This is a genomic window from Trichococcus flocculiformis, from assembly GCF_963662535.1.
Lineage (GTDB): Bacteria > Bacillota > Bacilli > Lactobacillales > Aerococcaceae > Trichococcus > Trichococcus flocculiformis.
This window is the reverse complement of record NZ_OY759718.1, coordinates 2,569,723-2,594,915: the sequence shown is the minus strand read 5'-3', so window position 1 is coordinate 2,594,915 and position 25,193 is coordinate 2,569,723. Positions and strand designations below refer to the sequence as shown.

The 25,193-nt window shown below is 42.4% G+C and carries 20 protein-coding genes; 15 read left to right on the top strand and 5 right to left on the bottom strand.

Annotated features, from left to right (window positions below; translation table 11 throughout):
- Position 1 precedes the first annotated feature (1 nt).
- The 8 genes from ACKPCD_RS12285 to ACKPCD_RS12250 all read left to right on the top strand — a co-directional run bounded on the left by ACKPCD_RS12285 (position 2) and on the right by ACKPCD_RS12250 (position 10,641).
- Positions 2-1,804 carry a family 43 glycosylhydrolase gene (locus tag ACKPCD_RS12285; RefSeq protein ID WP_321433388.1) on the top strand — a complete coding sequence of 601 codons (1,803 nt, stop codon included), beginning with the start codon at positions 2-4 and terminating at the stop codon, positions 1,802-1,804.
- A gap of 51 nt (positions 1,805-1,855) precedes the next feature.
- The gene (locus ACKPCD_RS12280; RefSeq protein WP_321433387.1) at positions 1,856-4,057 is read left to right on the top strand and encodes a glycoside hydrolase family 2 protein; all 2,202 of its coding nucleotides are present in this window, start codon (positions 1,856-1,858) and stop codon (positions 4,055-4,057) included.
- A gap of 28 nt (positions 4,058-4,085) precedes the next feature.
- Entirely contained in the window at positions 4,086-5,477 is a 1,392-nt protein-coding gene (locus ACKPCD_RS12275) for an MFS transporter (protein WP_321433386.1), read from the top strand.
- 108 nt (positions 5,478-5,585) lie between these two features.
- Positions 5,586-6,758, top strand: a complete 1,173-nt coding sequence (locus ACKPCD_RS12270; RefSeq protein ID WP_321433385.1) for a sensor histidine kinase — start codon at positions 5,586-5,588, stop codon at positions 6,756-6,758.
- 13 nt (positions 6,759-6,771) lie between these two features.
- Positions 6,772-7,434 carry a response regulator gene (locus ACKPCD_RS12265; RefSeq protein WP_321433384.1) on the top strand — a complete coding sequence of 221 codons (663 nt, stop codon included), beginning with the start codon at positions 6,772-6,774 and terminating at the stop codon, positions 7,432-7,434.
- A 90-nt stretch (positions 7,435-7,524) separates the two neighbouring features.
- On the top strand, positions 7,525-8,319 hold the full coding sequence (locus ACKPCD_RS12260; RefSeq protein WP_321433383.1) for an SDR family NAD(P)-dependent oxidoreductase: 795 nt from the start codon (positions 7,525-7,527) through the stop codon (positions 8,317-8,319).
- A 19-nt stretch (positions 8,320-8,338) separates the two neighbouring features.
- Positions 8,339-9,163, top strand: coding sequence for an SDR family NAD(P)-dependent oxidoreductase (locus ACKPCD_RS12255; protein WP_321433382.1), 825 nt, complete (start codon positions 8,339-8,341; stop codon positions 9,161-9,163).
- Between the two features lie 212 nt (positions 9,164-9,375).
- A complete protein-coding gene (locus ACKPCD_RS12250) occupies positions 9,376-10,641 on the top strand; it encodes a glycoside hydrolase family 1 protein (RefSeq protein ID WP_321433381.1) in 1,266 nt (421 codons plus the stop codon).
- A gap of 94 nt (positions 10,642-10,735) precedes the next feature.
- Here the strand turns inward: ACKPCD_RS12250 and ACKPCD_RS12245 are convergent, their stop codons facing one another.
- Both ACKPCD_RS12245 and ACKPCD_RS12240 read right to left on the bottom strand, forming a co-directional pair.
- Positions 10,736-11,716 (bottom strand): hypothetical protein, encoded by a 981-nt coding sequence (locus ACKPCD_RS12245; protein ID WP_321433380.1) that lies wholly within the window; start codon positions 11,714-11,716, stop codon positions 10,736-10,738.
- A 224-nt stretch (positions 11,717-11,940) separates the two neighbouring features.
- Positions 11,941-13,179 carry a dicarboxylate/amino acid:cation symporter gene (locus ACKPCD_RS12240; protein ID WP_321433379.1) on the bottom strand — a complete coding sequence of 413 codons (1,239 nt, stop codon included), beginning with the start codon at positions 13,177-13,179 and terminating at the stop codon, positions 11,941-11,943.
- Positions 13,180-13,557: 378 nt separating this feature from the next.
- Here ACKPCD_RS12240 and ACKPCD_RS12235 point away from each other — a divergent pair, with 378 nt between their 5' ends.
- Genes ACKPCD_RS12235 through ACKPCD_RS12225 form a run of 3 tightly spaced genes read left to right on the top strand, consistent with a single transcriptional unit; the run spans position 13,558 to position 18,783 of the window.
- On the top strand, positions 13,558-15,387 hold the full coding sequence (locus ACKPCD_RS12235) for a tellurite resistance TerB C-terminal domain-containing protein (RefSeq protein ID WP_321433378.1): 1,830 nt from the start codon (positions 13,558-13,560) through the stop codon (positions 15,385-15,387).
- A complete protein-coding gene (locus tag ACKPCD_RS12230; RefSeq protein WP_276646542.1) occupies positions 15,380-16,708 on the top strand; it encodes a BREX system ATP-binding domain-containing protein in 1,329 nt (442 codons plus the stop codon). The genes ACKPCD_RS12235 and ACKPCD_RS12230 overlap by 8 nt, the downstream gene beginning before the upstream one ends.
- A complete protein-coding gene (locus tag ACKPCD_RS12225; protein ID WP_321433377.1) occupies positions 16,708-18,783 on the top strand; it encodes a DEAD/DEAH box helicase in 2,076 nt (691 codons plus the stop codon). The genes ACKPCD_RS12230 and ACKPCD_RS12225 overlap by 1 nt, the downstream gene beginning before the upstream one ends.
- Positions 18,784-18,953: 170 nt before the next feature.
- On the opposite strand, the gene ACKPCD_RS12220 is transcribed toward ACKPCD_RS12225, so the two are convergent.
- The 3 genes from ACKPCD_RS12220 to ACKPCD_RS12210 form a co-directional block, all read right to left on the bottom strand.
- Positions 18,954-19,355 carry a type II toxin-antitoxin system HicB family antitoxin gene (locus ACKPCD_RS12220; RefSeq protein WP_321303149.1) on the bottom strand — a complete coding sequence of 134 codons (402 nt, stop codon included), beginning with the start codon at positions 19,353-19,355 and terminating at the stop codon, positions 18,954-18,956.
- A 36-nt stretch (positions 19,356-19,391) separates the two neighbouring features.
- Positions 19,392-19,583: a type II toxin-antitoxin system HicA family toxin gene (locus ACKPCD_RS12215; RefSeq protein ID WP_321303150.1), complete on the bottom strand. Its 192-nt coding sequence runs from the start codon at positions 19,581-19,583 to the stop codon at positions 19,392-19,394.
- A gap of 346 nt (positions 19,584-19,929) precedes the next feature.
- Positions 19,930-20,874, bottom strand: coding sequence for an acetylxylan esterase (locus tag ACKPCD_RS12210; RefSeq protein ID WP_321433376.1), 945 nt, complete (start codon positions 20,872-20,874; stop codon positions 19,930-19,932).
- 480 nt (positions 20,875-21,354) lie between these two features.
- On the opposite strand from ACKPCD_RS12210, the gene ACKPCD_RS12205 reads away from it, so the two are divergent.
- The 4 genes from ACKPCD_RS12205 to ACKPCD_RS12190 all read left to right on the top strand — a co-directional run bounded on the left by ACKPCD_RS12205 (position 21,355) and on the right by ACKPCD_RS12190 (position 25,183).
- Positions 21,355-22,242, top strand: coding sequence for a carbohydrate ABC transporter permease (locus tag ACKPCD_RS12205; RefSeq protein WP_321433375.1), 888 nt, complete (start codon positions 21,355-21,357; stop codon positions 22,240-22,242).
- A gap of 24 nt (positions 22,243-22,266) precedes the next feature.
- Positions 22,267-23,145 (top strand): carbohydrate ABC transporter permease, encoded by an 879-nt coding sequence (locus ACKPCD_RS12200; RefSeq protein ID WP_321433374.1) that lies wholly within the window; start codon positions 22,267-22,269, stop codon positions 23,143-23,145.
- A 19-nt stretch (positions 23,146-23,164) separates the two neighbouring features.
- Positions 23,165-24,448: an ABC transporter substrate-binding protein gene (locus ACKPCD_RS12195; protein ID WP_321433373.1), complete on the top strand. Its 1,284-nt coding sequence runs from the start codon at positions 23,165-23,167 to the stop codon at positions 24,446-24,448.
- Positions 24,449-24,535: 87 nt separating this feature from the next.
- Positions 24,536-25,183 (top strand): DUF624 domain-containing protein, encoded by a 648-nt coding sequence (locus ACKPCD_RS12190; protein WP_321433372.1) that lies wholly within the window; start codon positions 24,536-24,538, stop codon positions 25,181-25,183.
- Positions 25,184-25,193 lie beyond the last annotated feature (10 nt).

The following is a 25,193-nucleotide window of genomic DNA, read 5'->3' as shown; positions in this document are numbered from 1 at the left end:
GATGAAATATTTTTGTAATCCCTTAAATTTACCTTATAAATACCAACTGAACAGTACCGATGGGAAAATAATCGCCTCTAGGGAAGCTGCAGACCCCTCACTCGTCCATTACCGAGGACTCTATTATCTCTTTCCCTCAATGACAGCGGGATTCTACACCAGCTCAGATATGGGTGATTGGGAGTTCCATGCCTTCAAAGAGGACATGCCGATATACGACTACGCTCCCGATGTTCGGGTGATCGATGATTATCTGTATTTTTGCGCTTCGAAAAGGGACAAGAACTGCCCCTACTATCGATCGCAGAATCCTATGCAGAATGGCTTTGAAGAAATCAAAGGTACCTTCTCGTTTTGGGATCCTCATCTATTTCAAGATGATGATGGTAAGATTTATTTTTATTGGGGATGTTCCAATAATGCACCACTATACGGAGTAGAAGTGAGTCCTGAAACAATGATTCCGATCGGAGAAGCAGTAGGATTGATTTCCAGTCGTGTTGAAGAGCTGGGATTCGAGCGGAACGGAGAGGACCATGTCCCAGCAAAAACGCCGGAGATGATTGCGGCATCCGTTAAGAATATGCTTAGCAATTTCCCAGGAGTAACAGATATTGACCAATTACCGAAAGCGATGCAAGAAACCTTGCTTGCATATGCAGGCAATGCTCCCTATATCGAGGGTGCGTGGGTTACAAAATACAAAGGAAGTTACTATCTGCAATATGCCTTCCCGGGCACGCAATATAATGTATACGGAGACGGTGTTTATGTTGCGGAACAGCCATTAGGGCCTTTCCGTTTAGCGAAAAATAATCCATTTTCATACAAACCGGGTGGCTTTATTACAGGGGCAGGCCACGGATCAACAATCCAAGATCATCGTGATGAGTGGTGGCATATTTCCACGATGAAAATCAGTAAAAATCATCCTTTTGAACGTAGACTCGGATTATGGAAAGCGGGCTTTGATGACGACGGCGAGTTGTATTGTGACCAACGATTTGGAGATTGGCCGATTGGATTGGAACAAGAACCTTGGGAGAAACCAGAATGGTTCCTTTTATCCTACGGAAAATCTGTGAGAGCCTCCTCCGGAAGGAAATCGGAAGCAGTTGTTGATGAAGATGTTTGTACTTGGTGGAGCGCCGAAAGCAATCAAGCAGGAGAGTGGATAGAAATTGATCTGGGCGAAAGTTATGATGTCCATGCGATTCAAGTGAATTTTGCGGATGATCAACTGCACTTGCCTTTACCTGAAGGAGCTGAACTTCAAGGGGAAACGGGGAGTAAAAGGTACATTGATCAAATCCATCAACGAACTTGCTGGAAGTTGGAAGGCTCCCTTGATGGTGATACTTATTTTACGATCGAAGATAAAACAAACGCCTTGACGGATCTACCACATGATCTGATTGTCAGAGAAAACGGATTTGGTTGCAGATATGTAAAATTAACAGTGAATGCACTCCCTTACCAACAGAACGCACATGTTTCCGGGTTGAGAGTTTTTGGTTCAGGTGCCGGGAATAAACCAGAGCCGGCAACCGAGATAAAAGTCATCAAAGAAAGCGATCTTGATTTAGTCGTAAGCTGGGGGGAAAATGATGCGACAGGTGTGAACATCCTCTGGGGGAATGCTCCTGAAAAGTTATACCATAGTTATATGGTCTTCGGAAAAATAAAACAAAAAATTGGCGCATTAATAAAAGGGGAACCTGTTTATTTAAGAATAGATACTTTTAATGAATCAGGAATAACGGAAGGTCAAATAATCAAAGTGGATGGGAATGAAACCGTTTAGTATTTGTCGCTAGATTAGCGTGTTCATCGATCATCGGGAAAGGAGTAAATAATGAGAAAAAAGATGTGTATCAATCAAAATTGGCAATTCAAAAAGGATAATACGGAAGAGACAGTCACCCTTCCGCATACGTGGAACGCGCAGGACGGACAAGATGGAGGCAACGACTATTACAGAGGTGTTTGTGTATATACGAAAATGATTCCTTACCCAAGCAATTTTATGGATGAGGATGAGATATATCTTGAATTCAGAGGTGTTAACGCTTCAGCCGAAGTAAAAGTTAACGGAAAACTTTGTGGGAAACATGATGGTGGATACTCGACTTTCCGGGTTAACATTACAGATGCTCTCAAAAGAGATGGGAATCAGAATAAGATTGAAGTTTTGGTGGATAATTCAGCTAACATAGAAGTTTATCCCCAAAAAGCGGATTTCACCTTTTATGGCGGAATCTATAGAGATGTCTATCTGATCGGTGTTCCAAAAAATCACTTTGAAATGGACTACTTTGGGACTCCAGGCATTCAGGTGACACCCGATATTCAAGACAGAAATGCAAGCGTAAACATCAAAGCTTATACAAAGGGTGTATGCGATTATGTAAAATTCTCGATAGAAGGTGTGGGTTCGATTGACATCATTCCTGATGAAAAACAGGCTGAAGGAATCCTCACAATTCCTCAGGCTCATTTATGGAATGGCATCGAAGATCCCTATCTATACAGTGTTAAAGCAGAAATGATGATTGATGGCGAGTGTGTCGATGAAATCTCAACAAAATTTGGGTGCCGAAGCTACGCTTTCGATCCAGAAAAAGGATTTTTCTTGAACGGGAATCCATACCCTCTGCATGGAGTATCGCGGCATCAGGATCGTAAAGGTGTCGGAAATGCCCTAACGCAAGAGATGCATGATGAGGATATGACGATCATTCTTGATATGGGAGCGAATTCAATCAGATTGGCGCACTACCAACACGATCAGTATTTTTATGATCTTTGTGATGAGAAAGGCATCATTGTTTGGGCAGAAATTCCTTATATTTCGGAACATGTTCCTGAGGCCAGAGAGAATACAATCACCCAGATGACCGAGTTGATTGTTCAAAATTATAACCACGCATCAATCATTTGCTGGGCACTCTCAAATGAAATAACAGCTGCAGGTGTAACGAATGATATAGTGGATAATCATAGGGAATTAAACGATCTGGTTCATCGTTTGGATCCATCGAGGGTAACGGTAATGGCAAATGTATTTATGTTGGACACGGACCATCCTTTGGTTGATATTCCTGATATTATGTCGTATAACCTTTACTACGGATGGTATATCGGTGATTTAGAAGACAATGATCGCTTTTTTGATGAATTCCATGAAAAGTATCCAAAAAAAGTGATTGGTTTATCTGAATATGGCGCTGATGCAGTATATAAACTGCAAGCGGCAAAACCGCACAAAGGTGATTATTCTGAACAATATCAGAGCATTTACCATGAACACATGCTGAAAATGTTCTCAGAAAGACCTTATCTGTGGTCCACCTATGCTTGGAATATGTTTGACTTTGGCGCTGATGGAAGAGACGAAGCTGATGACAACGGCGTGAATCATAAAGGCCTGGTAAGCTTTGACCGTAAAATTAAGAAGGACGCCTATTATATTTACAAAGCTTGGTGGTCTAAAGAACCATTTCTTCATATCTGCAGTAGTCGTTATGTGGACCGTACTGAAGATATAACAGAGATAAAGGTATACAGTAATCTAAATCGAATCGCCCTATATAAAGATGGCGTACTTCTAGAAGAAAAAACAAGCTCCCATATTTTTACATTTGAAGCGGAAATTGAGGGAGAACATATTTTTGAAGCCAGATCTGGCAAGCTCTCAGAAAAAATCAGCGTATGCAGAGTTGATCATGCTAATCCGGATTATTATCTGGAAAGTTCCATGATTCAGAACTGGTTTGAGGATGAAAACCTCGGATTTATACCCGGATACTATTCCGTTCAAGATACGATGGCAGACATCAAAGAGCATCCCAAAGGTAAACTCTTGCTTGGCAGAATGATGGCAAAGGCTATTGAAGCCAGAGGTGATGTTGCCAAAAATGTACAACTTGGTCCTGAAATTGAAAAAATAATGGATCGGATGACCGTTCTTGAATTAGCGAAACAATCAGGAGGATCGGTTACGCAAGATATGGTAATAGATTTGAACAAGGAATTAATCAAAATCGGAAAAGCATAATGCCTGATGAAAGTGAGGAGAATTGACAATGATCAATGTTGAGCAGAAAGTAGAGTCAAATTTAGAAAAAGTAGGCCTCGGGAAATCTTTAGCATGGGCAAGTCGGTCGTTAGGTACAGCTTCCGTTTTTACAATTATTAGTTTTTTATCCATTTATTGTACGGATACCCTGGGTCTTCCTATTTCCCTGGTGGGGGGGATCCTGCTTGTCAGTAAAATATTTGATGGGGTGACCGATCTCATTGCGGGATACATTGTCGATAACACGCAAACGCGTTTCGGAAAAGGTAGACCTTATGAATTTGCGATTATCGGTATGTGGATTTCTACGGTGTTGCTGTTCAGCACGCCGGAATCATTCAGCCTACCCGTCAAAGCAGCATGGGTGTTTGTGATGTATATATTTGTCCAATCGATTTTCGGGACTTTGGGTGCAGCCTCTGAAACCCCATATATGATGCGTGCTTTTCCCAATACTCAAGCAATGGGTAAAGTGTCCAGTTTGGTAGCAATATTTTCCGCTATAGGTGGAATTGTGGTATCTATACTATTTCCTGTGTTAATGGCAAGTATTGCAATTAATGGCGCTGGATGGACGCGCTTGTTGTTGATATTTGCGATTCCATTATCCCTGATAGGTTTTATGCGTTTTATTTTTGTAAAGGAAATTTATCCGCAAGTAGATGATGATAATCAAGAGCGTGTCAAAGTAGTAGATATGCTGAAAATGCTTAAAGAGAATGGATATGTTTGGGTCCTGGCTGTAATTTTTCTATTGAAAGGATTAGTTGCCAACCTCGGAATGGGAACATATTACTTTAAATATATTGTGGGTAATGTTGCGTTGTTAGGGATTTTGTCGATAGCTTCGCTGCTTGGAATTATTGTCATGATTCTTGTCCCTGCATTATTGAAAAAGTTTACAATTTCAGAAATTATCATTGGATGTACGCTTTTTGCAATTGTTGGTTACATCATCAATTGGTTTGCAAAAGATAATATAACTCTGTTGATTATTGGTGCCGCTTTCACGGCGCTGCCGATTATCCCAATCAGCAGTTTTCTGAATATGATGGCTATGGACGTAGCTGTATACAACGTCTATAAAGGCGGCAAATCCATGGAAGCCACGGTAGCTGCAATGCCAAATTTTTTGAATAAAATAGGCGGTGGTGTAGGTGCCGGCTTGATGGGAATCATTCTGGGAGCAATCGGTTATGATGGCGCCTTGGCCGATCAAAGTTCTGCTGTTTTAAATACTATACGCGCGGGCAATTCGTTGATTCCAGGCTTTATGTTTATGCTGTTGCTGTTAGCCATGATCAGATTCAATAAATTGGAAAAACAAATCCCTTTCATGAAAGAAGAAATTTCTAAAAGAGAAGCAGAAAAAGAAATGGAGCAGACACGACAAAGTTGATTTAGCCGTATAAAACACAGGAAAAAGTTTGGGACTCCCAAACTTTTTTCTATTTTATTACAATTCAGAATGACTATCATAAAGGTATTTTTGAGAGAAGGAGTCATTATGATAATTAGACAAAATAAAAAAAGAGAAGCACTCTCTATGGAATTTCCTGTCATTGGAGGAATTCTCTTGGTTTATACAGCAACTGTTTTCTTTCAAAGTGAGCAGAATTGGAATGTAAAATCTATACTTAGTTTCTCATTACTGATTTCTTTGCATGCAGTAATGTACTTATTTCGAGAACAAATTTTCAAAGAAAAGACAGCCTTATATCTTTTCCTGCAAGGAATAATCATATTTTCACTTTCTGTTGTCATTAAGGGAAATTATCAAGCTGCCTATCTGGGCTTGATTCCTATGATCATCGCCCAGAGCATCCAATTATGGAATGATATCCGGAAATCATTCTATTCTGCTTCCTACTTTTATCTTATCTATTGCGCAACGATCATCTTTAATAATGGATATACGGAGCTATTGCATTCAATTTCATTATTAATACTCATATCATTCTCAATATTAGTATACGGACAGCTCTATTCAAATCAGGTCAGAGCATTTGAAAAAACGCAACGGTTACTTGTAGAACTTGAAACTGCCAATGACAAATTAGAAGAAATGGCAAGAGAGAGTGAGCGACAAAAAATAGCGAGGGATATTCATGACACTTTATTACAGGGAATGGCAGGTATCTTGATGAAAATGGAAGCTTTAGACATTCATCTTGCAAACGGCAATATGGAAAAAAGTCAAATGATCGCAAAAAAAATTGCAGATCATACACGCGAGTCACTGAAAGAGTCCAGAGAGATTATTCAAGGGTTACGATTGCATCACGCAAACAGAAATGACCTAGGGGAAGCAATTGAAAGAGAAATAGAAATATTCAGGCGACAAGCGGCTGTTAAAATTAAACTCAATAAAACAGGAAACAGCTATAGTTCTATCGTATTTGAAAAAAATATCGCATATATATTCAGAGAAATTCTTACGAATATCACCAAGCACGCAAAAGCTACTCAAGTTAACATTATTGTTTCATTGGAGTATGAGCAAGTAATCATTCGTGTGGAAGACAACGGGATTGGTTTTGACTATCAACACTTTCACAGCATATATGGACATTATGGGATTCTTGGTATGCAAGAAAGAGCAAAAGCAATTAATGGAAAGCTGATCATTGAAAGTGAAAAACAGTGCGGAACCTGTATAACTCTGATTGTCAAGTTATGAGGGGTGGAGAACTTTGAGAACGAAACCCACTAAAATCTTATTAGTAGATGATCACACTATTGTCAGAGAAGGTCTTAGACTTATTTTTGATGCGGAAGAAGAATTTTCGGATATTGATGAAGCCAAAAATGGGAAAGAAGCGTTGGAAATGCTGGAGATCGTTCAGTACGACTTGATTCTTTTGGATATTCAAATGCCTGTCATGGGAGGGTTAGAATTTTTGGAAGAAAAAAGGAAACTAGGGTGTAATGTGCCGGTAATAGTTTTGACCATGTCAGATGATGCAGTCGTTATTCGGAAAACAATTGACTATGGCGTAAAAAGCTTCATCATAAAAGATTCTTCGCGAAAGGAAATGTTGGAAGTTATTAACAAAAGTCTGGAAAATAGAGCATTCTTTCCGAAGGAAATAACAGAATTGCTTGAAAGGGATGCGCATAAGCAGATCATTCCGGAGCACTCTTTAGGAACGGATTTGACTCAAAGAGAAAGGTTGATTTTGACTCATGTCGTCAGGGGTGAAATGAGCAAAGAAATAGCGATGGACATGGGCATCACCGAGCGAACTGTCAAGGCGCATTTGACAAATATTTACAGGAAGTTAGGCGTAAATTCCAGAACTGAAGCGGTTGCGATGGCCCTGGTTAAGAAAATAATAATCGTTTCAAATATGTGAAAACTTCCCAAAGGTACAATATCAACTTTATCTCAATGCTCTTATAATAAAATTAAGCAGAAGAGCAATACGATAAGGAGAGGCGATTTCATGGAAGTAAAAAATAAGGTAGTCGTGGTAACTGGTGGAGCAAATGGTGTGGGTAGGGAGTTGGTACTGACATTATTAAGCAAAGGAGCAAAGGTGGCAGCTGTTGATATCGACGAAATTGGACTGAGAGAAACATTTACAATTTCTGGAAAAAATCAAAACATGTCCATACATATTACGGATATCGCTGAGCTTGAACAAGTGGAAGCTTTACTTCAGGATGTCCTGGTTGAGCATGGTCAAGTAGATGTTCTCATAAATAATGCTGGTATCATTCAGCCTTTTCTTAATGTAGATGAAATCGGAAAAGAGAAGATTGATCAAATTATCAATGTGAATCTGCATGGGACTCTGAATATGGTTCGAGTTTTTTTACCTGAGCTAAAAAAACGACCTGAGGCTCATCTGACAAATATTTCGAGTATGGGAGGTTTTTTCCCGGTCCCTGGTCAAAGTATTTATGGCGCTTCCAAAGCGGCTGTAAAACTTTTGACGGAAGGGCTTTACGCCGAAATGGCGGGCACGAATATGGGTGTCTCTGTCGTAATCCCTGGTGGTATAGCAACTAATATAATGAAAAATTCAGATTTAGGAATCAATGTTGAGGATGTTAATGTAAAAACCACTAAATTTCTCTTAACGCCTAAAGAAGCGGCCAGACTGATTATTTCAAGTGTAGAAAAGAATAAGTTCCGCATGTTTATCGGGAAAGATGCCAAGCTTATGAATGTTTTGTATAAAGTTAGCCCTAAGTTGGCAATAAAGCTTATCGGAAAAGTATTGCGAGTGAACTAGAAAGGTAAAGAGGTGCAAGATGAAAGAGATATGTGTGATAACTGGCGGAGGCAGCGGCATGGGACTGGCAGCTGCTAAAGAGTTGGGTGACGAGTATCAAATTCTGATTACCGGCCGAACAATCGAGAAGTTGCAAGCAGCGGTGGAAGACTTGAAAATGAAGGGGATAGAAGCAGAAGGATTTCCTTGTGATGTCTCTGACCGCAGAGCGGTTGAAAGATTAGCTGAATATGCGTCAAATATGGGAAATATCAAGGTGGTTATACATGCAGCGGGGCTGTCGCCAAATATGGGATCTGCGGAAACAATCATGCGGATCAATGCTGTCGGAACCGTCAACGTTAATGAGGTTTTTTACGGAAAAGTAATCCAGAATGGCTGTATCATCAACGTCTCATCCATGTCGGGTCATCTCGTTCCAAAGATGGTCATGCCTTCAAAAAAGTATTCTTTATCGACAACAAATACAGAATTATTTTTGAAGAAAATGATGAATAGAGTTTCCCTTTTTCCAAAGAAACATCAATCCGGAGTTTCATACAGCATATCCAAAAATTTTGTGATTTGGTACGCTCAAATGCATGCGGAAAAATTTGCTGAAAGAGGAATCAGAGTATTCTCGATTTCGCCGGGGCTTTTTGAAACTCCTATGGCTGACGCAGAAAGAGAGCTAAGCCAAGGATTTGTAGAAAAATGTGCAATCAAACGCTACGGTAGGGTGGAAGAAATCGCTTATCTATTTAAAGTTTTATCAAATGAGAAAGCTGGCTATCTTACTGGCATCGATATTCTTTGCGATGGTGGATGCATCGCTTCAGGAACCAAGGGACTTCTTAAAGTATAAAAGAAATTTGATTATCTGAATCGGTCCCGAAATGACTCAATTAAGCGGAGTTGCTTCGGGGCTTTTTTTTTTGATATATTTGAATAGTATAATATTTCTTTGTAAAGAGAAAGAATGCGCTTTTTTATTATGATATTCTGTATTCATAAGGTGATGGATGATTAGAAGTGAAAGTTGTAAGAACAAAATTTAAATAACAAGGAGCGAGTTAGATGACATTTTTACTGGGAACGGCAACAGCTGCACATCAAGTGGAAGGAAATAATACGCACAGTGATTTTTGGATTCAGGAAAACATGGAACACACTATTTTTGTGGAACCCTCACTGGATGCTTGTGATCACTACAATCGCTTTGAAGAAGATATCCGATTAATGAAGGAAGCAGGTCTGAATGCTTACCGTTTTTCAATTGAGTGGGCGCGTATTGAACCTGAAATGGGCAAATTCGACGAGAATGAAATTGCTCATTATCGAAAGGTCTTAGAAAGTTGTCATGAGAACGGCATCGAGCCGATTGTTACCATGCATCATTTTTCGAGTCCAAAGTGGTTGATTACTGAAGGCGGTTGGGAATCTGAGCATACTGTCGCATATTTTAAGAATTATTGCCAATACGTTGCGGAGAATCTTGGCGAACTGTTCACGTACGTATGCACAATCAATGAAGCGAACATGGGAATCCAACTGGCAGCCATCATTAAGCGTATCACGAAACAAATGGAATCCAATATACAAGTTGGGATAAATATGCCGGTGATGAAGGACTATGAGCTACAAATGAATGAGACTACGAGGGCCTTTGACTTGAGTACTGGTGAAAATGCACATACTTTCTTGTCACAAAGAACATCTTTTGGGGATGAATTGATTATGCGGGCTCATGAAGCAGCACGGGATGCCATGAAAGCTGTTTGTCCTCATCTAAAAGTCGGTCTTTCTCTCAGTCTGCATGATTTGCAAGCTGCTGATGATACGCCAGAAACGATTAAAAATGTGGAAAAAGAATGGCAGGAAGAATTTTTGCACTATACGCCATACATCGAAAAAGATGATTTCTTGGGGATCCAAAATTATACGCGGGAGATTATCGGAGTGGATGGCATTCAAAAAGCGCCAGAAAATGCTGAATTGACTCAAATGAATTATGAGTATTATCCGGAAGCGTTGGAAAATGTCATACGTAAAGTTGCCGAATCATTTAAAGGAGAATTACTGGTAACAGAAAATGGAATCGGAACTGCAGACGATGAGCGTCGCGTTCAATTTATTGATACGGCACTTGCCGGAGTCAAAAATTGTATCGCTGATGGTATTCCTGTGCATGGTTATATGCACTGGAGTTTATTGGACAATTTTGAATGGCAGAAAGGCTACTCAATGACGTTCGGTTTGATTGCAGTGGATAGACAAACGCAAAAGCGGTATCCAAAACGAAGCCTTTCAGTGTTGGGCAGCTATGCCGACAAGTTCGCATGAAGCGTTAAGAAGAGAAGGAACAGCCACCCGCGGAGGTGATTGTTCCTTCTCTTTAATTATTTTCGGAAGTTGCTGTCGATAGAGGAATGCCATTTTATTTTTTCTTCTTCAGATCCATATACCCATTATAGACAGTCGCGAAAATCCCGAAGAGGATGCCGGTGATCGGAAAGATGATCCAGGCGCTCGCCCAAGCATAGTAGACGAAACCGGCAATCAAATAGATGGCGGCTGCCAACGGGAAGACGACACCAGCGACGATACCGACTAATTTATTTTTCTCGGCCTTATCCTTTGAGAAATCGCCGATCGACAGCAGTTTCTCGTAAGTTTCGTCCTGGATGCCGTAGAAAATAAACAGGAAGACGCCGATTGCGATGAAGCTGAGCAGGAAAACAAGTGACAGACTGTTATCCTCCCCGATCAGGACGACGGAAAGCAACAAGGAAACGGGAGCTAAAATGCAGAGTGCGACCCCGATTGCGACTGCGACGGCCAACCGCGGCCGGAAGGCTTTGTGTTCAGCTTTCAGACGGGCATAGGTGGAGGAGTCGAGCTTGATTCGTTTCTGCTCCAGTTCAAATTGCTGTTCCTTCATCCCATATAGGATAAACAATGCGACGCCGGCTGCGACAAAAAGGAACAGCGGCACAAGCGTCAGGATATCCAACAGTTCACTCGTACGGCCTCCATGAGCATTTCGATCGCCGGTAAGGTACTGGCCGAGGAACAGGCTGGTCGGGCCCATGATGCAGAGGAAAACGCCAGTTGCCATCGCCCACGCAAAGCGATGGCGATGATCGATGTATTCGTCTACTTGTTCTGAAGTGAGGAAAACTTCATTTCCAGGATTTTCCGAAGGTGCAGTTGATATGCTTGATGAGATGAAATCATCAAGGTTGCCGTATGCTGCGATGGCGCCGCTGATTGCTTCGTGTTCGATTTTGCCTGCTGATTTCAGTTGTTGGTACTTTTCCTGCATTTTTGTTAGCATTGCGTTCTTTTGGTCCAATACTTCTGGTGTCTTTGGCAGATTCGCAAAGACGGAATCTACATAATTGCTGATTGTATCCATAGTTCATCCTCTTTTCTGATGATGGCGCGTGAATTGGAGGTTTTTGTGAATGCCTCGTGGACCGTTCATAATTAAAACTGATGATTGCTTTTATATCAACTAAAGTGTAGCACTTTTAGAGGGGCTGGGGAAATTATATGAGCAGAGTGAATATAATCGAAAACGATAAAGCAGCTCAAAAAACCGCCTTGCACATAATGATATGCAAGGCGGCTTTTACTTTGTCATACTTCTTGAATGATCCCATGGTTGAAAATATCATAATCGATTGCATCTTCAGTTTTAGCGACAATCAGCGCTGTAGTTGTATCAGCTGTTACATTCAGAATCGTTCTCAACATTCCCACAAACCATTCTACACCGGCAAAAAGGGCGATACTTTCAATCGGCAAGTTCATTTGCGGAACTACGATAGCCAAAGATACTAGGCCAGCTCCTGGAACAACGGCATTTGCCAAAGAAGCAAGCGCAGCCAAGAATGCAATGTAGATGTAGTTCGTCATTGAATATTCCACACCATAAATTTGAGAGATTGTGATGACGGTGATCGCCATATGCATGGCAGAACCGTTACTGTTAAGGGTCATACCTAAAGGCAATACCAGTTTTGATACCCGCTCTTCAATTCCCAATTTTTCACGGGCATCCTTCAATTCAGTCGGCAACGTAACCGCTGAAGATGTTGTAACGAGTGCCATGATTGCGATTTGCGTCATGTTGTATATCAGACGGAAAAAGCTGACCCGGCAGAAGAATGATGTTAATAAGAAGCATACAACGAGATAAACTAAAGTTCCCAAAGCATAAACGCCTAAGTATTTTAACAATGGCAAGATAACTTGCAATCCCATATTTGCAATTGTCGAAGCGATAAGAGCAAATATACCGATCGGAGCAATAATCATAACCATGCTGATCAAACGCAAAATGATTTTATTGAAACGTTTAACAATGTCTAAAATCGTGTTCTCTTCATCCTCTACTCTCACATAGCTCAAAGCCAAACCGAATAAAATTGAGAATACAATGACATGAACAATATTTCCTTCAGCCAAAGTTTGCATGATATTCGTAGGGAAGAAATTCAAGATTGTTTCTCCAAATGACATTGCTGCTACTTCAGCCATTTTGAAACCTTCTCCGGAAATAGAAGCACTGTCGATACCTGAACCTGGTTGGAACAACACACCGAACAGTACACCCATCCCGCCAGCTAAAACGGAGGATATCAAAAAGATAGTAAATGTTTTAACCCCCATCGTTCCCAGTGTTTTTGGATTCAATTCGCCAACTGCCTCAATAATCTGTCCTATTACCAACAACACAATGGACATTTGAATGAGACGTAGGAACAAGGTCCCGATGATGCTTAAAAAGCCGACGTTTTCACCGAAAAGCGATCCGACCACGACACCCATAATAGTCATGATGACGATTTGGGTTAATAAATTCATTTTCTTCAAAATTGCAAACCCTTTTATACCTAATGATACTATTGTAAGCTTTTATACAAGCGTTTATATTATGCGTTGCGGCTAAAATAATAGAAATGCTTATCCACATTGTACCCTAGTCAAGGAGGTGACTTCTTGTTCATTTGTCTTCGTATCGATGATGCGAACTTCCATAAATTCATGTTTCTTCAATAACTCTAAAACTTGTCGGGCTATTTGTGGCATTTCGGCAACTTAGTTCGCCTCATATTTTCCCATTTTATTTGAAGCCAAAGAGATGTGCTCTTAATCTGATCTGAATAGAACACGCGTTCTTGAATATGTGTCCCAATAGACGTATACTTAGGACGTATCTTTACGCTGACTTGGAAAGGGGGAACGTCCAAGATGTTTGAATTTGTAAATAAAATATTCAAAAACAAGCAAATGACCGAAGAGAAAAAATTATCGATCATCGAGTTGGTGAAGAACGAGGAGTCCTTCATCAATCCAAGAGATCTCATCGCAGAGCAGTGCGTTCTAAAAAAAGCTGAAACAAAAGTTGTGAAGGAATCATGGATCAGCTATGTTTCACCTCAAGTAAGAATGAATGACAATTTGACAGGACAATTGGAGGCAACGGTTGAGGCCTTATTTGAAATCCTATGCACAGTTGCTGATGTCGAATTGAGAAAGAAACGCAAAAATATCAAACATGTGAAATATGAACGCTACTATTACTGTGTCACCATCTTTGACGAAATTCATCGGCTGGCCAGAGAAGTGGTTTTCTCATTTTATCGACAGGATAATATGCACCCGGATATCTATTTTTCCTATGATCTACAAGCCATGTTGTCCAGGGATATCCAAAAAATCCTTATCCGCGAGGTTGAGGAGTACCGCAAGTATATGTCTGCTCCGGATGAGGAGACCAGAAGACGGTTCGGGTTGACAACGTTCGGAACCAAAATCGTCTGGTGGGATCCATCAGGAGTGCTTCGGGACAAACAACTCTTCGACAGCAATGAAATGGATTATTTCAATCAATTGTCAAAACGTGTGACGCGGTTTACGGAAATACCGGCTGTCATGAGCCTGTGCTTGTCGAAATACCTGGCGCTTTTGCAGCTCGTAGTGCGTGATCTGGAGGATGACTCCATCAAATGGAAAATCAAACCCAATAATTATTTCCGGAAATTTTTCTGGTTGCCGCAGGATGATGGCCGTATCTGGGCGGAAACGTTCCGGCTGCCGACGGACCTGTACATCTTGGCAGAGAACACGGTCCGCCGCGAGGTAGAAGGGCTGCGTGTACTGCCCGAGGAGGAATATTTGCAGAATCTTAAACAGTATTTTCCGGATGAAACGTTCCGAAAGCTGCAAAATTGTCTGAATCAAAAAATTGATTTAGAGCTGGATTATCCGACCATCTCAGCCTTGCGCAACGTGAACAAGACTATTTGGCATGAGGCTGCAAACTTGTTTATCCGTCAATCGGTCGAGCAAGTGGGCTCTTTGCTTTGTGAAGTGGCAGAGGATCCGGACTTGAAAAAGGTAGCCGCGAAGGTGATCAAACAGAGCGAAGAGCCGGACAAGCGCATGCTGTTTATTTGCCTGATGGAACGTATGGAGTTGCCGATTTCAAAAGCGTTGCAAAAAGAGCGTGATGGCTTCATTCATCCGACCAGACAGGCCGATTATCAGCAGTTAGTGCTTGATGCCGATCTGGCTTTCGAAAATTTGCCGGGGCTTTTGCGGGAGTGCACACAACCGCTTCGCAGAGAAATCAAACTGGACACAGCCTTGATCAGCGCCTCGCACGCTGCGCTGGATACCATCATTGATATGGTTGACACTTATTTGGATGAAGAGGAAACCATCGAGCCGGATCTTGTCGACAAGATCAATCTGTCGTCGGAGGTAGAGGCAAAACAATCGGAGAGTTCCGCCGCTACTATTGAAGAATCCGAAGTAACAGCAACCAGTGAACTGGAAAATGAGCAGGATTCTGGGCACCGGGCATTCTTGAAACATTTGATCGCGAGAGATGGAATCTCTCTGGATGATTTTAAGGAACATGCAAAAAATAATGGCAAACTCCATCAGGCATACCTGACGGAATTGAATGAGGTGCTGTATGAAGTGTTTGATGATCAAGTCCTGGTGATCAGCCAGCAGCAGGTCATCATCGAAGAGGATTTTATGGAAGAAATGAGGGAGTGGCTATATGGCTGAAAGTAAGTTGAGAAAGAAGGATGCCCAAACGATTATCGCCTCGCTTGAGGCAGGGGTCGTACCGGTAAAAGGGGTCCAACACGTATTGGTGGGCAGAAGCAACGAAGTAAAGGAAATCATCGATACCTTACAAAACTTGGAAGACGGCAATAGTGATCTGCGGTTTTGGGTAGGCGATTTCGGGTCGGGGAAAAGTTTTGTTTTGCGGACGATCGAATCTTTGGCGCTGCAAAAGAATTTTGTAGTCTCTACGATCGATTTGACCCCGACGCGCCGTTTTTATGATTCCTCGGGGAAAGCCTTGGCGCTTTACAACGAAGTCGTCAACAAGATCGTCATCAAGAATAACCGCGACGGCAATGCCATCGAGACGATCGTTCAGCAATGGATTCAGGTGCTGCTCGAGCAGCTTGCCGCGGAAAACGGCCTCACCGTTCATGAATTGATGGAAAAGGCCCATTGGAAATTGGTTGAGAATGCCATCCTGAAGACGACGAATTCCTTCTATTCATCGGGGCTTTCCTACGAATTCGGGCAAGCATTGATGAAATATTTTGAAGGGATCGCGGGCGACAATATGTCCTTGCAGATCGAGGCGATTCGTTGGATCCGCGGGGATATCACGACGAAAACAGAAGCATCCAAAGAATTGGGCATCAAGAACGTCATCAACGACTCGAACTATCTCATTGCCTTGAAAAATCTCGCAGAATTATTTTTGAAAATCGGTTATAAAGGATTCGTCATCAATTTTGATGAATCCGTCAATCTGTACAAATTACCGCGTGCACTGACCCGTGAAAAAAATTATGAAATGATCCTCAACCTGTACAATGAAACCAAAACAAACGAAGCAAAAGGCTTGTTCATCAATTTTGGCGCTACGAAGAACACGGTTTATGACGAACGAAGAGGATTGGCCAGCTATGGCGCTTTAAAGACGCGCTTCGGGAACGAATTGATGAAAAATAAAGACTACGTCAATGTCAACAGCACCGTCATCGATCTGAAGCCATTGACACCGGAAGAAATCTTTATCCTTTTGACCAAGTTATTGGAAATATACAATACGGCCTACCAAACGAAGCTGTCTGTTAGGGACTGTGAAATTCAGCAATATATGGAAGACCAGCTGAACCGTCCGGGAGCTGCTGCCTTCTTGACGCCACGGTCCGTCATCAAGGACTATATCGAAATTCTGTCCTTGCAACGCCAGAATCCGAATCATGCTTTTTCCGATATCCTTGCCGATCGATTCGGCAGAAAAGCTTCCGCCGTTGTGAAGGATGCAGATGATCACGATGAAATAGAGGTCTACTGATGCAGGCATTCGACAGTCTCAGTCGAGATATCCAACAGTACATTTATGATAAAGGCTGGCCAAGCTTAACGAATATTCAAAGTGCGGCCATCAAACAGGTTGCCAATACCGATCATAACCTGATTTTGTCCGCTCCGACGGCATCGGGGAAAACGGAGGCGGCATTCATTCCGGCGTTGAACAGTGTCGAAGATTGGGAAACAGGGCTGAAGGTGCTGTACGTTTCCCCTTTGAAAGCTTTGATTAATGATCAATTTCAGCGCATCAGCGAGCTCAGTGAATATTTGGATATTCCGATTACGCGTTGGCATGGCGAAGTGTCCCAAACGCAGAAAAGAAAGGTTGTCAATCAACCGAAAGGTATTCTATTGATTACGCCGGAATCGATCGAGGGGATGCTGGTGAACCGGCCGGGCGAAGCGGAGCACCTCTTTAAAGGAGTGGAATGGATCATCATCGATGAACTCCATAGTTTTCTGGGGACGGAACGGGGCATTCACCTGCAGTCGTTGCTGCAGCGAATCAGCCGATTCATGCAAGCACCGCGGTTCATTGCGATGAGCGCAACCCTAAATAAAAAAGATTTTGGCTATGCGAAAGCCTTCTTCGGCAGCCCGCGCCATACGGATATCCTCGTGGACCGGGTTAAGAACGACCTGCTCATCACAATTGATTATACGAGCGGGGAGTCTGGGCCATTCGTCGCCAGGGAATCCTTAGAAGCAATCTACCAGTATTCCAAAACCGAAACGATGCTGATTTTTCCGAATTCGCGCAACCGGGTGGAAGAAATCACCCATAAGTTGGACAAGATGGCAAAAAAGGAGAACGCACCGATCCGCTATTTTGCGCATCATTCGTCAGTCGACAAACTGTTGCGCGAAGAAGTTGAATTTTTTGCCAAAAACAACGAGGAGCAGCTGTTCACAATCACCTGCACTTCCACTTTGGAATTGGGGATAGACATCGGCTCTGTGGATAGCGTGGTGCAGTATGGCTCTCCGCCATCCACTTCCTCGCTGAGCCAAAGACTGGGTCGAAGCGGACGGAGAACCCATCAAAGCATCCTGCACATTGTGGAAGACGACTCCTGGGAAATGTTGCAAACCTATGCCGCACTGGATTTGCTCGAGCAGGGCGAACTGGATGCGACGGAAATGATCGAGACGCCCTACAATGCCTTAGCGCACCAGGTGATGGCGATCCTCTTCCAAAAGGTCAGTGTACCGATGACACAATTGTTGCAGCTGAACAAGAATTTTTCAGTCTGGAGAACGATTCCGGATGAAGATTTGGCGCTGTTGATTGACTATATGATTGAAAAAGATTTCATCGAAATCATGGATGACGAAGCCATCGTCGGCTTGGAGGGAGAACGTCTGCTGCGCTCAAGGGATTTCTATGCACTGTTTTTCACGACCAGCGATTTTTCTGTGCACTATCAGCATGAGCGCATCGGCAGTCTGCCGTTTACACCCGATATCCAAATCGAAAGCAAAATTCTGTTGGCGGGCCGGGTATGGATCGTGAAAGATATCGATGTTAAGGCAAAACGTATCCAGGTGGAAAGAACAAAAGAGGGAAAACCGCCGAAATTCATCAGCAACGAAGGTTTCGTTTCCAATGAAGTACGGGAAAATATGGAAAAGTTACTGCGGATGGGAGAGTACCTGAATCTGAACAACGATAAGATTACGCGGGACTTTGACTTTCTGAAAAGTGCACTCTACTTTGATGCAGGCAATTATTGGTTTGAGGACAATCAGACCAATATCGGCATCGTGACGTTCAAAGGCACCAAATTCAATATCGCCTTGCTGCTGCTCATCAAGAGTATTGTGGGTGAGGGGGAGAAGTATCAATTGCACGATAAGCATTCCTTGATTACCGGTCCCGACCTGAAAAGAATCATGCAAAGGCTGACTGATGAGGATGTTTCTTTGGATACCGTTGCGGCCTATCTGGATAGAAACGAGAAGGCCATCGAAGAATTGACGGTCCACCAAAAATTCATGCATTTGGTTCCCAAAAGCTTGAGGATCAAGTGGATCCTGAACAACTTTTTTTCGGTTTGAATGGGATGTTTGTGGAAAGTGGACAGATGGATTCTGTGTTGCTGAGAATCCGCTGTGTTCCGGCGAACGGAGGCTTAGCCGGAGTTCGGCTCGCATTTGACTTTAGCGATATTTCAGACACTTAATCAGATGAATTCAAATTCGGAGAACGGGAAAAAGAGTCCAGCAAGCTAGACTCCCAATTTTACTTTTAAAGCTTCAGTTAGGGTCGCGGAGAAATTGATACCGGCTTCTTCCGCTTTTTCGGCCAGGTCCACCGGAATCGTGGTATTTTTTCTGACGACCGGTAATTTCACTTTTTTGGCAGCTGCAATCAGATCAACCATTATATAGCTCACGATTGCTTCCGGGTTAACGGTTTTGACGTCAGATAATTTGGTTGCTGCAGGAAGTTCTTTCGCGTCGTAAAGCATTAGTTCCAACGCTTCAGCACCATTTGCCAATGCTTCTGGAATTCCGGTTCCTTGAGAAATTGCGCCCGGGACATCTGGAAAGGTAACTGTGTATGTTCCTGGATCGTTTCCTTTGTCATCGAGGATAGCTGGATAAGCAACGTAGCGTGTATGTACCATTATGATTTCCCCCTCTATATAAATATCGCAAGGTTATTATTTTAACCCGGCTTGCTTTAGGATGCTGTTGAATGTGCCAGGAGCTATTTCATCTTTGAGGCTGCTGTAAGGTATTGTCACTTTATGACCCTTGGCGTCTTCATAACGATGATGGTCACCGATAATGCGAATCTCAATAAATCCATGCTCTTTGAGCAACTTCAAAACTTGTCTCGCTGTTTGCGGCATTACTGCAACTCCTATTCCTATTTTTTAGTATATACGCATTATGCGTATTTTTCAAGATAGTGGATCATCGAAATAAAACTATCCATAAGTTTCTTGTAAATTTCAACATCTATTCCTCTTCAAAAATATACTGAAATATATTCTGAAACCTTTTTTTTGGTTTTCTTTTCATATTGAAAATCCGGGCCTCCCAAACAAATCACAAAGAAACCCGCCAGAATCCGAGCGATCGGGTCTGGCGGGTTTTTGTCTTGCTCCGGTGAACTTCGCTTCGCCGGAGCAGGGCACTGATTTCAAAGGATCTCCTCCGTTAAGCGGTCATCATTGCCCAATTATTATCAATTCCTTACTCCACAAAATACCCGCGCAGCTCATCGCTGACTTTCGGCAGGTACTCATGTCCGTATTCCGGTAGCTCAACCAGTTGTTTTCTTGCAGTGATTTTGTTGTAGGTAGCCATCTGCGTGATTGGTGGAACGACAGCATCCTGCAACCCGACAACCCAGCAGACTTCCGCTTGGATGCGCGGCGCGAAATGCTGGATATCGATGTATTCCAGCGTATCGAAGACATCCTTTTCACGCTTATGCAGTGGATCGCGGAATTGGAACCAGTACGGAATTTCTTCGAAGGCGGAAGTCTGGGCGCCGAGCGCATAGGCTTTGCGGTAATCGGAAAGGAACGGGTAGGTAACGTAGATCCGGTAAAGATCCGGAACCAATCCGGCGCAGGCAATCGTCAGGCCGCCGCCTTGGGAAGCGCCTTGCGCATAAATTTTGGTCTTATCTACAAAATCAAGAGATTTAAGAATTCGAGCAGCGTGAGCGGTATCCAGAAAAACTTGTCGATAATAGAGATTTTCTTTGCCTTCTTCCAAGCCGCGGATGATCAGCCCCTTCATGACGCCTCCTTTTGTTTTTGTGCAGTCCTCGGAAAGACCGCCTTGACCCCTGGCATCCATCGCCAATACGACAAAGCCTTCCGCCACCCAACCGACTTTGTCCTGGAAATCTCCCGAATCGCCATGGTATCCGTGGAATTGCAGCATGCCCTTTAATTTTTTACCTGCCGTAAATTTCGGTGTCACAAGCTGGCAGTGCACTTCAGCGCCACCGACACCGATGAACGTCAGATGATAGAAGCTTGCGATTTGTGAGGGGATAGCCTCTATCTCCAATTTGTACGCAAGCGGCAAACTCTTCATTTCCTGCAATCCATCTTCCCAAAAAGTGTCGAAATCCTGTGGGCGTATCCCACTTCCTGAATAGCTTTTCCAATCAGAATATTTCATTCGTATTTCTCCTCGTTTCTTATTTTTGCAATCGTTTAGTACATGTACAGAAATTTTGGACACATCATTGCTTAACAAAGAGCATCTTATAGGGAATAATAATGATACCGCATACATATAAATATATACATTATGAAAATCATGTCAATACATAACTAAAAAAAGATATGATTATACGTTTACTTTTAAAAGTATATATGTTAAAATTTATTTGTGGTTGAGATCAAATGAAAGACAGGCTGCGGCGACAGCTTACCATGCATGAGCGGAAGGAATATTTAAGGAGAGGAGCGGAGATAAGATTCGACCATCAGTATCGAATGCAATGAGCAATAAAGATATGTTTTCATGAAAAAATACAATTTAGCAATCAACCGAATTGTAAAGGGTATCATTTATAGGATGTTATGTATGCAATCGTAAAAAGCCGCAGTATTTACGGTGGATAGCATTCTTCAGCGAGTGAGAAAGGAGTATAGAATGTTAAGCAAAAATAGAACGAAATTATTTTACATGTTTACTTTCCCATGGATTGCAGGCTTCATCCTGCTGACAGCGGGGCCTATGCTGTATTCGCTTTATCTTTCCTTTACCGACTCTACCGGTTTTGGATCTCCGCAATGGACCGGCTTGGAGAATTATCAAAAAATGTTCACGGAGGATCCTCTGTTTTGGAAATCTATGGGGAACACCTTGTTCTACACGCTGCTGAGCGTACCATTGAGTCTGGTGACCGGCTATTTGTTAGCGGTGTTGTTGAACGCGAAGGTCAAGATGATCGGTATTTTCCGGACAATTTTCTATCTACCTTCGATTGTTCCGACAGTTGCTACGTCACTGCTTTGGACGCTTATCTTCCAACCTAACTTCGGAATTGCAAACGCTATCTTAGATTTCTTTGGCCTGCCTACTTCGATGTGGTTGTTGAGCGAACAGATGGTCAAGCCTACTTTGGTGATCATGAGTCTATGGGGAATCGGCGGGGGGATGGTCATTTACTTGGCCAGCCTACAAGAAGTGCCTGTTACGCTTTATGAAGCGGCCGAATTGGATGGCGCGAGTACTTGGAATAAATTCTGGAACATTACAGTTCCAATCACTTCACCAGTTATATTCTTCCAACTGATCATGGGCCTGATCGGATCGCTTCAAGTATTTACCCAAGCTTACGTTGTCAGCAGCGGTACAGGCGGCCCTAATTACCAGTCGATGTTCTACGTGTTTTATTTGTACCAACAGGGATTCCGTTTCTTCAATCAAGGTTACGGATCTGCACTGGCATGGGTTCTGTTCGTTATCGTCCTTGTACTGACAGTGTTCATTTTCAAATTTGTCGGTAAGCAAGTTTATTACGAAGCAGGGGACTAATAATAAAAGAAAGGAGAATTTGAAATGGAGATACCGCAAGAAGCATTAAAGACAAACAAGAAATTGAGAAGCAAGAAAAAAGCTAATAAATTGAACAGACTGCTGATATATTCGCTCTTAATCTCACTTTCATTATTGTTTATATTCCCGTTCCTTTGGATGATTTTCACAGCATTCAAACCGGAAAATGAAGCGATGGCGTTTCCGCCAAGCTTACTTCCTAAAATTTGGGATTGGGATAATTATAAGGAAGTATTCGAAGTCGTTCCATTCGCAACATTTTATAAAAACTCCTTGTTGGTTGCGGGGCTAGGAACATTCGGTACGGTGGTTTCCAGTTCACTGGTAGCCTACGGATTTGCCCGCATAAAAGCCAAAGGGAAAGGGATTTGGTTCGCTTTACTTTTATCCACGTTGATGTTACCGCCTCAAGTAACAATGATTCCGGTGTACGTGATTTGGTCCAAGTTGGGCTTTGTGGATACGCTAGTGCCGTTGGTATTGCCGGCTTTTCTGGGTAATTCCTATTATATTTTCTTGTTGCGGCAGTTTTTCCGTACAATCCCAAAAGAGGTCGAAGAGTCGGCTTACCTGGATGGGGCCAACACGTTTCAGATTTATTGGAAGCTGATCCTTCCAATGTCGCGTGCTTCTATCATAACAGTCACTTTGTTGAGCTTCATGGGATTTTGGAATGATTTCATGACGCCACTGATTTATCTGCACAGCATGGAAAAATACACGTTGGCGATTGGAGTCATGCAATTCCAAGGAGCACTAACAGTGTACTGGGGACCGATGATGGCTGCAAGTACGTTGATGTTGGTACCCTTGATCATCATTTTCTTTACTGGACAAAAATATTTTGTACAAGGTATTGCGACGCAAGGAAATAAAGGATAATTATAGGAGGGAAATAAAGATGAAATTTGGGAAAAAAGCATTATATTCGATGGCAGTTATTGGTGCGACGTTATTGGCTGCGTGCGGTAGCGGAGCTGCAACGGATTCTTCTGGTCAAAATGCCAATGGAGAAGACACGATTACGTTAAAAATCATGACATGGAACAACAACCCGGAAGGAACAAAGAAAGAACAAGAAATTCTTGATGCCTTCACGAAAGAACATCCGAATGTAAAAATCGAACAAATATCCGCCACATATGCTGAGTACAACGAACGAGTATTGACAATGGCTGCGGGCGGGAATCTCCCGGACTTGCTTTGGGTTCAGCCCTCTGGATTCGGCGGTTTTGTTGAAAATGGGTTATTAACGGACTTGACTGATAAAGTTGCTGCATTGGATACGGAAGAATTTCAGCCGGGTGTATTGGAGTTGGGACAAGTTGATGGTGCACAATATGCAATGACGCGTGATCGCTCTACTGTCCAAATCGGTTACAACAAAGATATGTTTGATGAAGCTGGAATTCCTTATCCGGAAGATGATTGGACAATGGATGAGTTCCTTGAGATTTCAAAAAAACTGACGGTCAAAGAGGGTGAACGGACTGTACAATTCGGCATAGAGAACTTCTATCTGAAGGAGTTGTTGACTGCATACGGCACAAGCATGCTCGATCCAGTGACTGCTGCTGTAAAATTGGACGATCCACAAACCATTGAAGCAATCGCCTTCAGCCAATCATTAGTCAATGAGTATAATGTACAGCCTACTGGAGCACAACAAGAAGGGCTTTCGAACTTGTTCCTTTCTGGAGTTGCCGCGATGCGGATGACGGGACCATGGGATTGGATTGAGTATGAAAAAAATGCGGACTTTGAATTCGATGTTGTACCATTGCCTGTAGGAAGCGATAAAGGAACGCAATCTTCTGCAGCTTATCTGCCAATCAGTATCAATGCTGATACGGAATATCCGGAAGAAGCTTGGGAATTGCTTGAATTCTTGACTTACGGCGGTGGACAAGACATCCAAGCAGAAATCGCATCAGCTGTGCCAGTTGTAAACAGAGCTGCCGATGACGTATTGTCTCTTGCTGGTGCACCTGACAATGCGCAATCACTTGTGAACCAACTGAGTGACGGAAGCATTATTTTGAACACACCTTACCATCCGGCTGTATCGGAAGTTGAATCAAAAATAACTGCTCTGATCGAAACATTGAATTTGAACAATACGCCTGTGGAACAGCCACTGAAAAAACTTGCTGAAGATTTGCGCAAGGAATTCAAATTGGATTAAGCGCGGATTTATCCGGATTGTTTGGGAGACTGGAAGCGCCGATGTGCTTTCAGTCTTTTTACATCATTTCTGAAAGGAGGAATCATCATGCAACAAAATGCGAACAAAATGGATGTTTTCGTGCATAGGATTTACTTGTTGACCGACTTCCTTTATGAAGTGATCAAAAATAGCTTCTTTTTCTGGCTATATTTGATCAAAGGCGCTGGTATTTTTACAGTGTATGCAGCTGTTGATACTTTACTTGCAGTAAGTTTCGATGTTTTGGTAAATGAACGAAAACACACTTTTGAAAATTTTAAACGTAATTACAAGAATAATGATCGACGAAGATTTCTTTCTGTTTTTCTCTTTTTTCTTATGTTGTATCTGTTCATCATTCCCTTTCTGCCGGCGCCAAAATTGATTGAAGAAACGCTGTGGCAAGGAATCACCTATCTAGCCTTATTTATGGAGGGAGGGACATTCCTGATGTTGTTTACCCGCGAATCTTTTAAAAGAGCGTTCAGCAATTTGGAATGGTCGATACCTTTACAGGTCTACATGCTGGTAAAAGGCATGGGCTGGACAATCCTGTTGTCAATGGGAGTTCTTTTGGTTCTCTGGTTCAGTCTACAGAACGGTATATTCCTCTTCGGTTTTGCACCAGGTATCTTAGGGATATCCAGCGTTTGGACCGTTTCGAAAATCAAGATCCGTATGGCTAAAAATCTGCACAAAGTATCCGGACATTAAGAAATCGCCA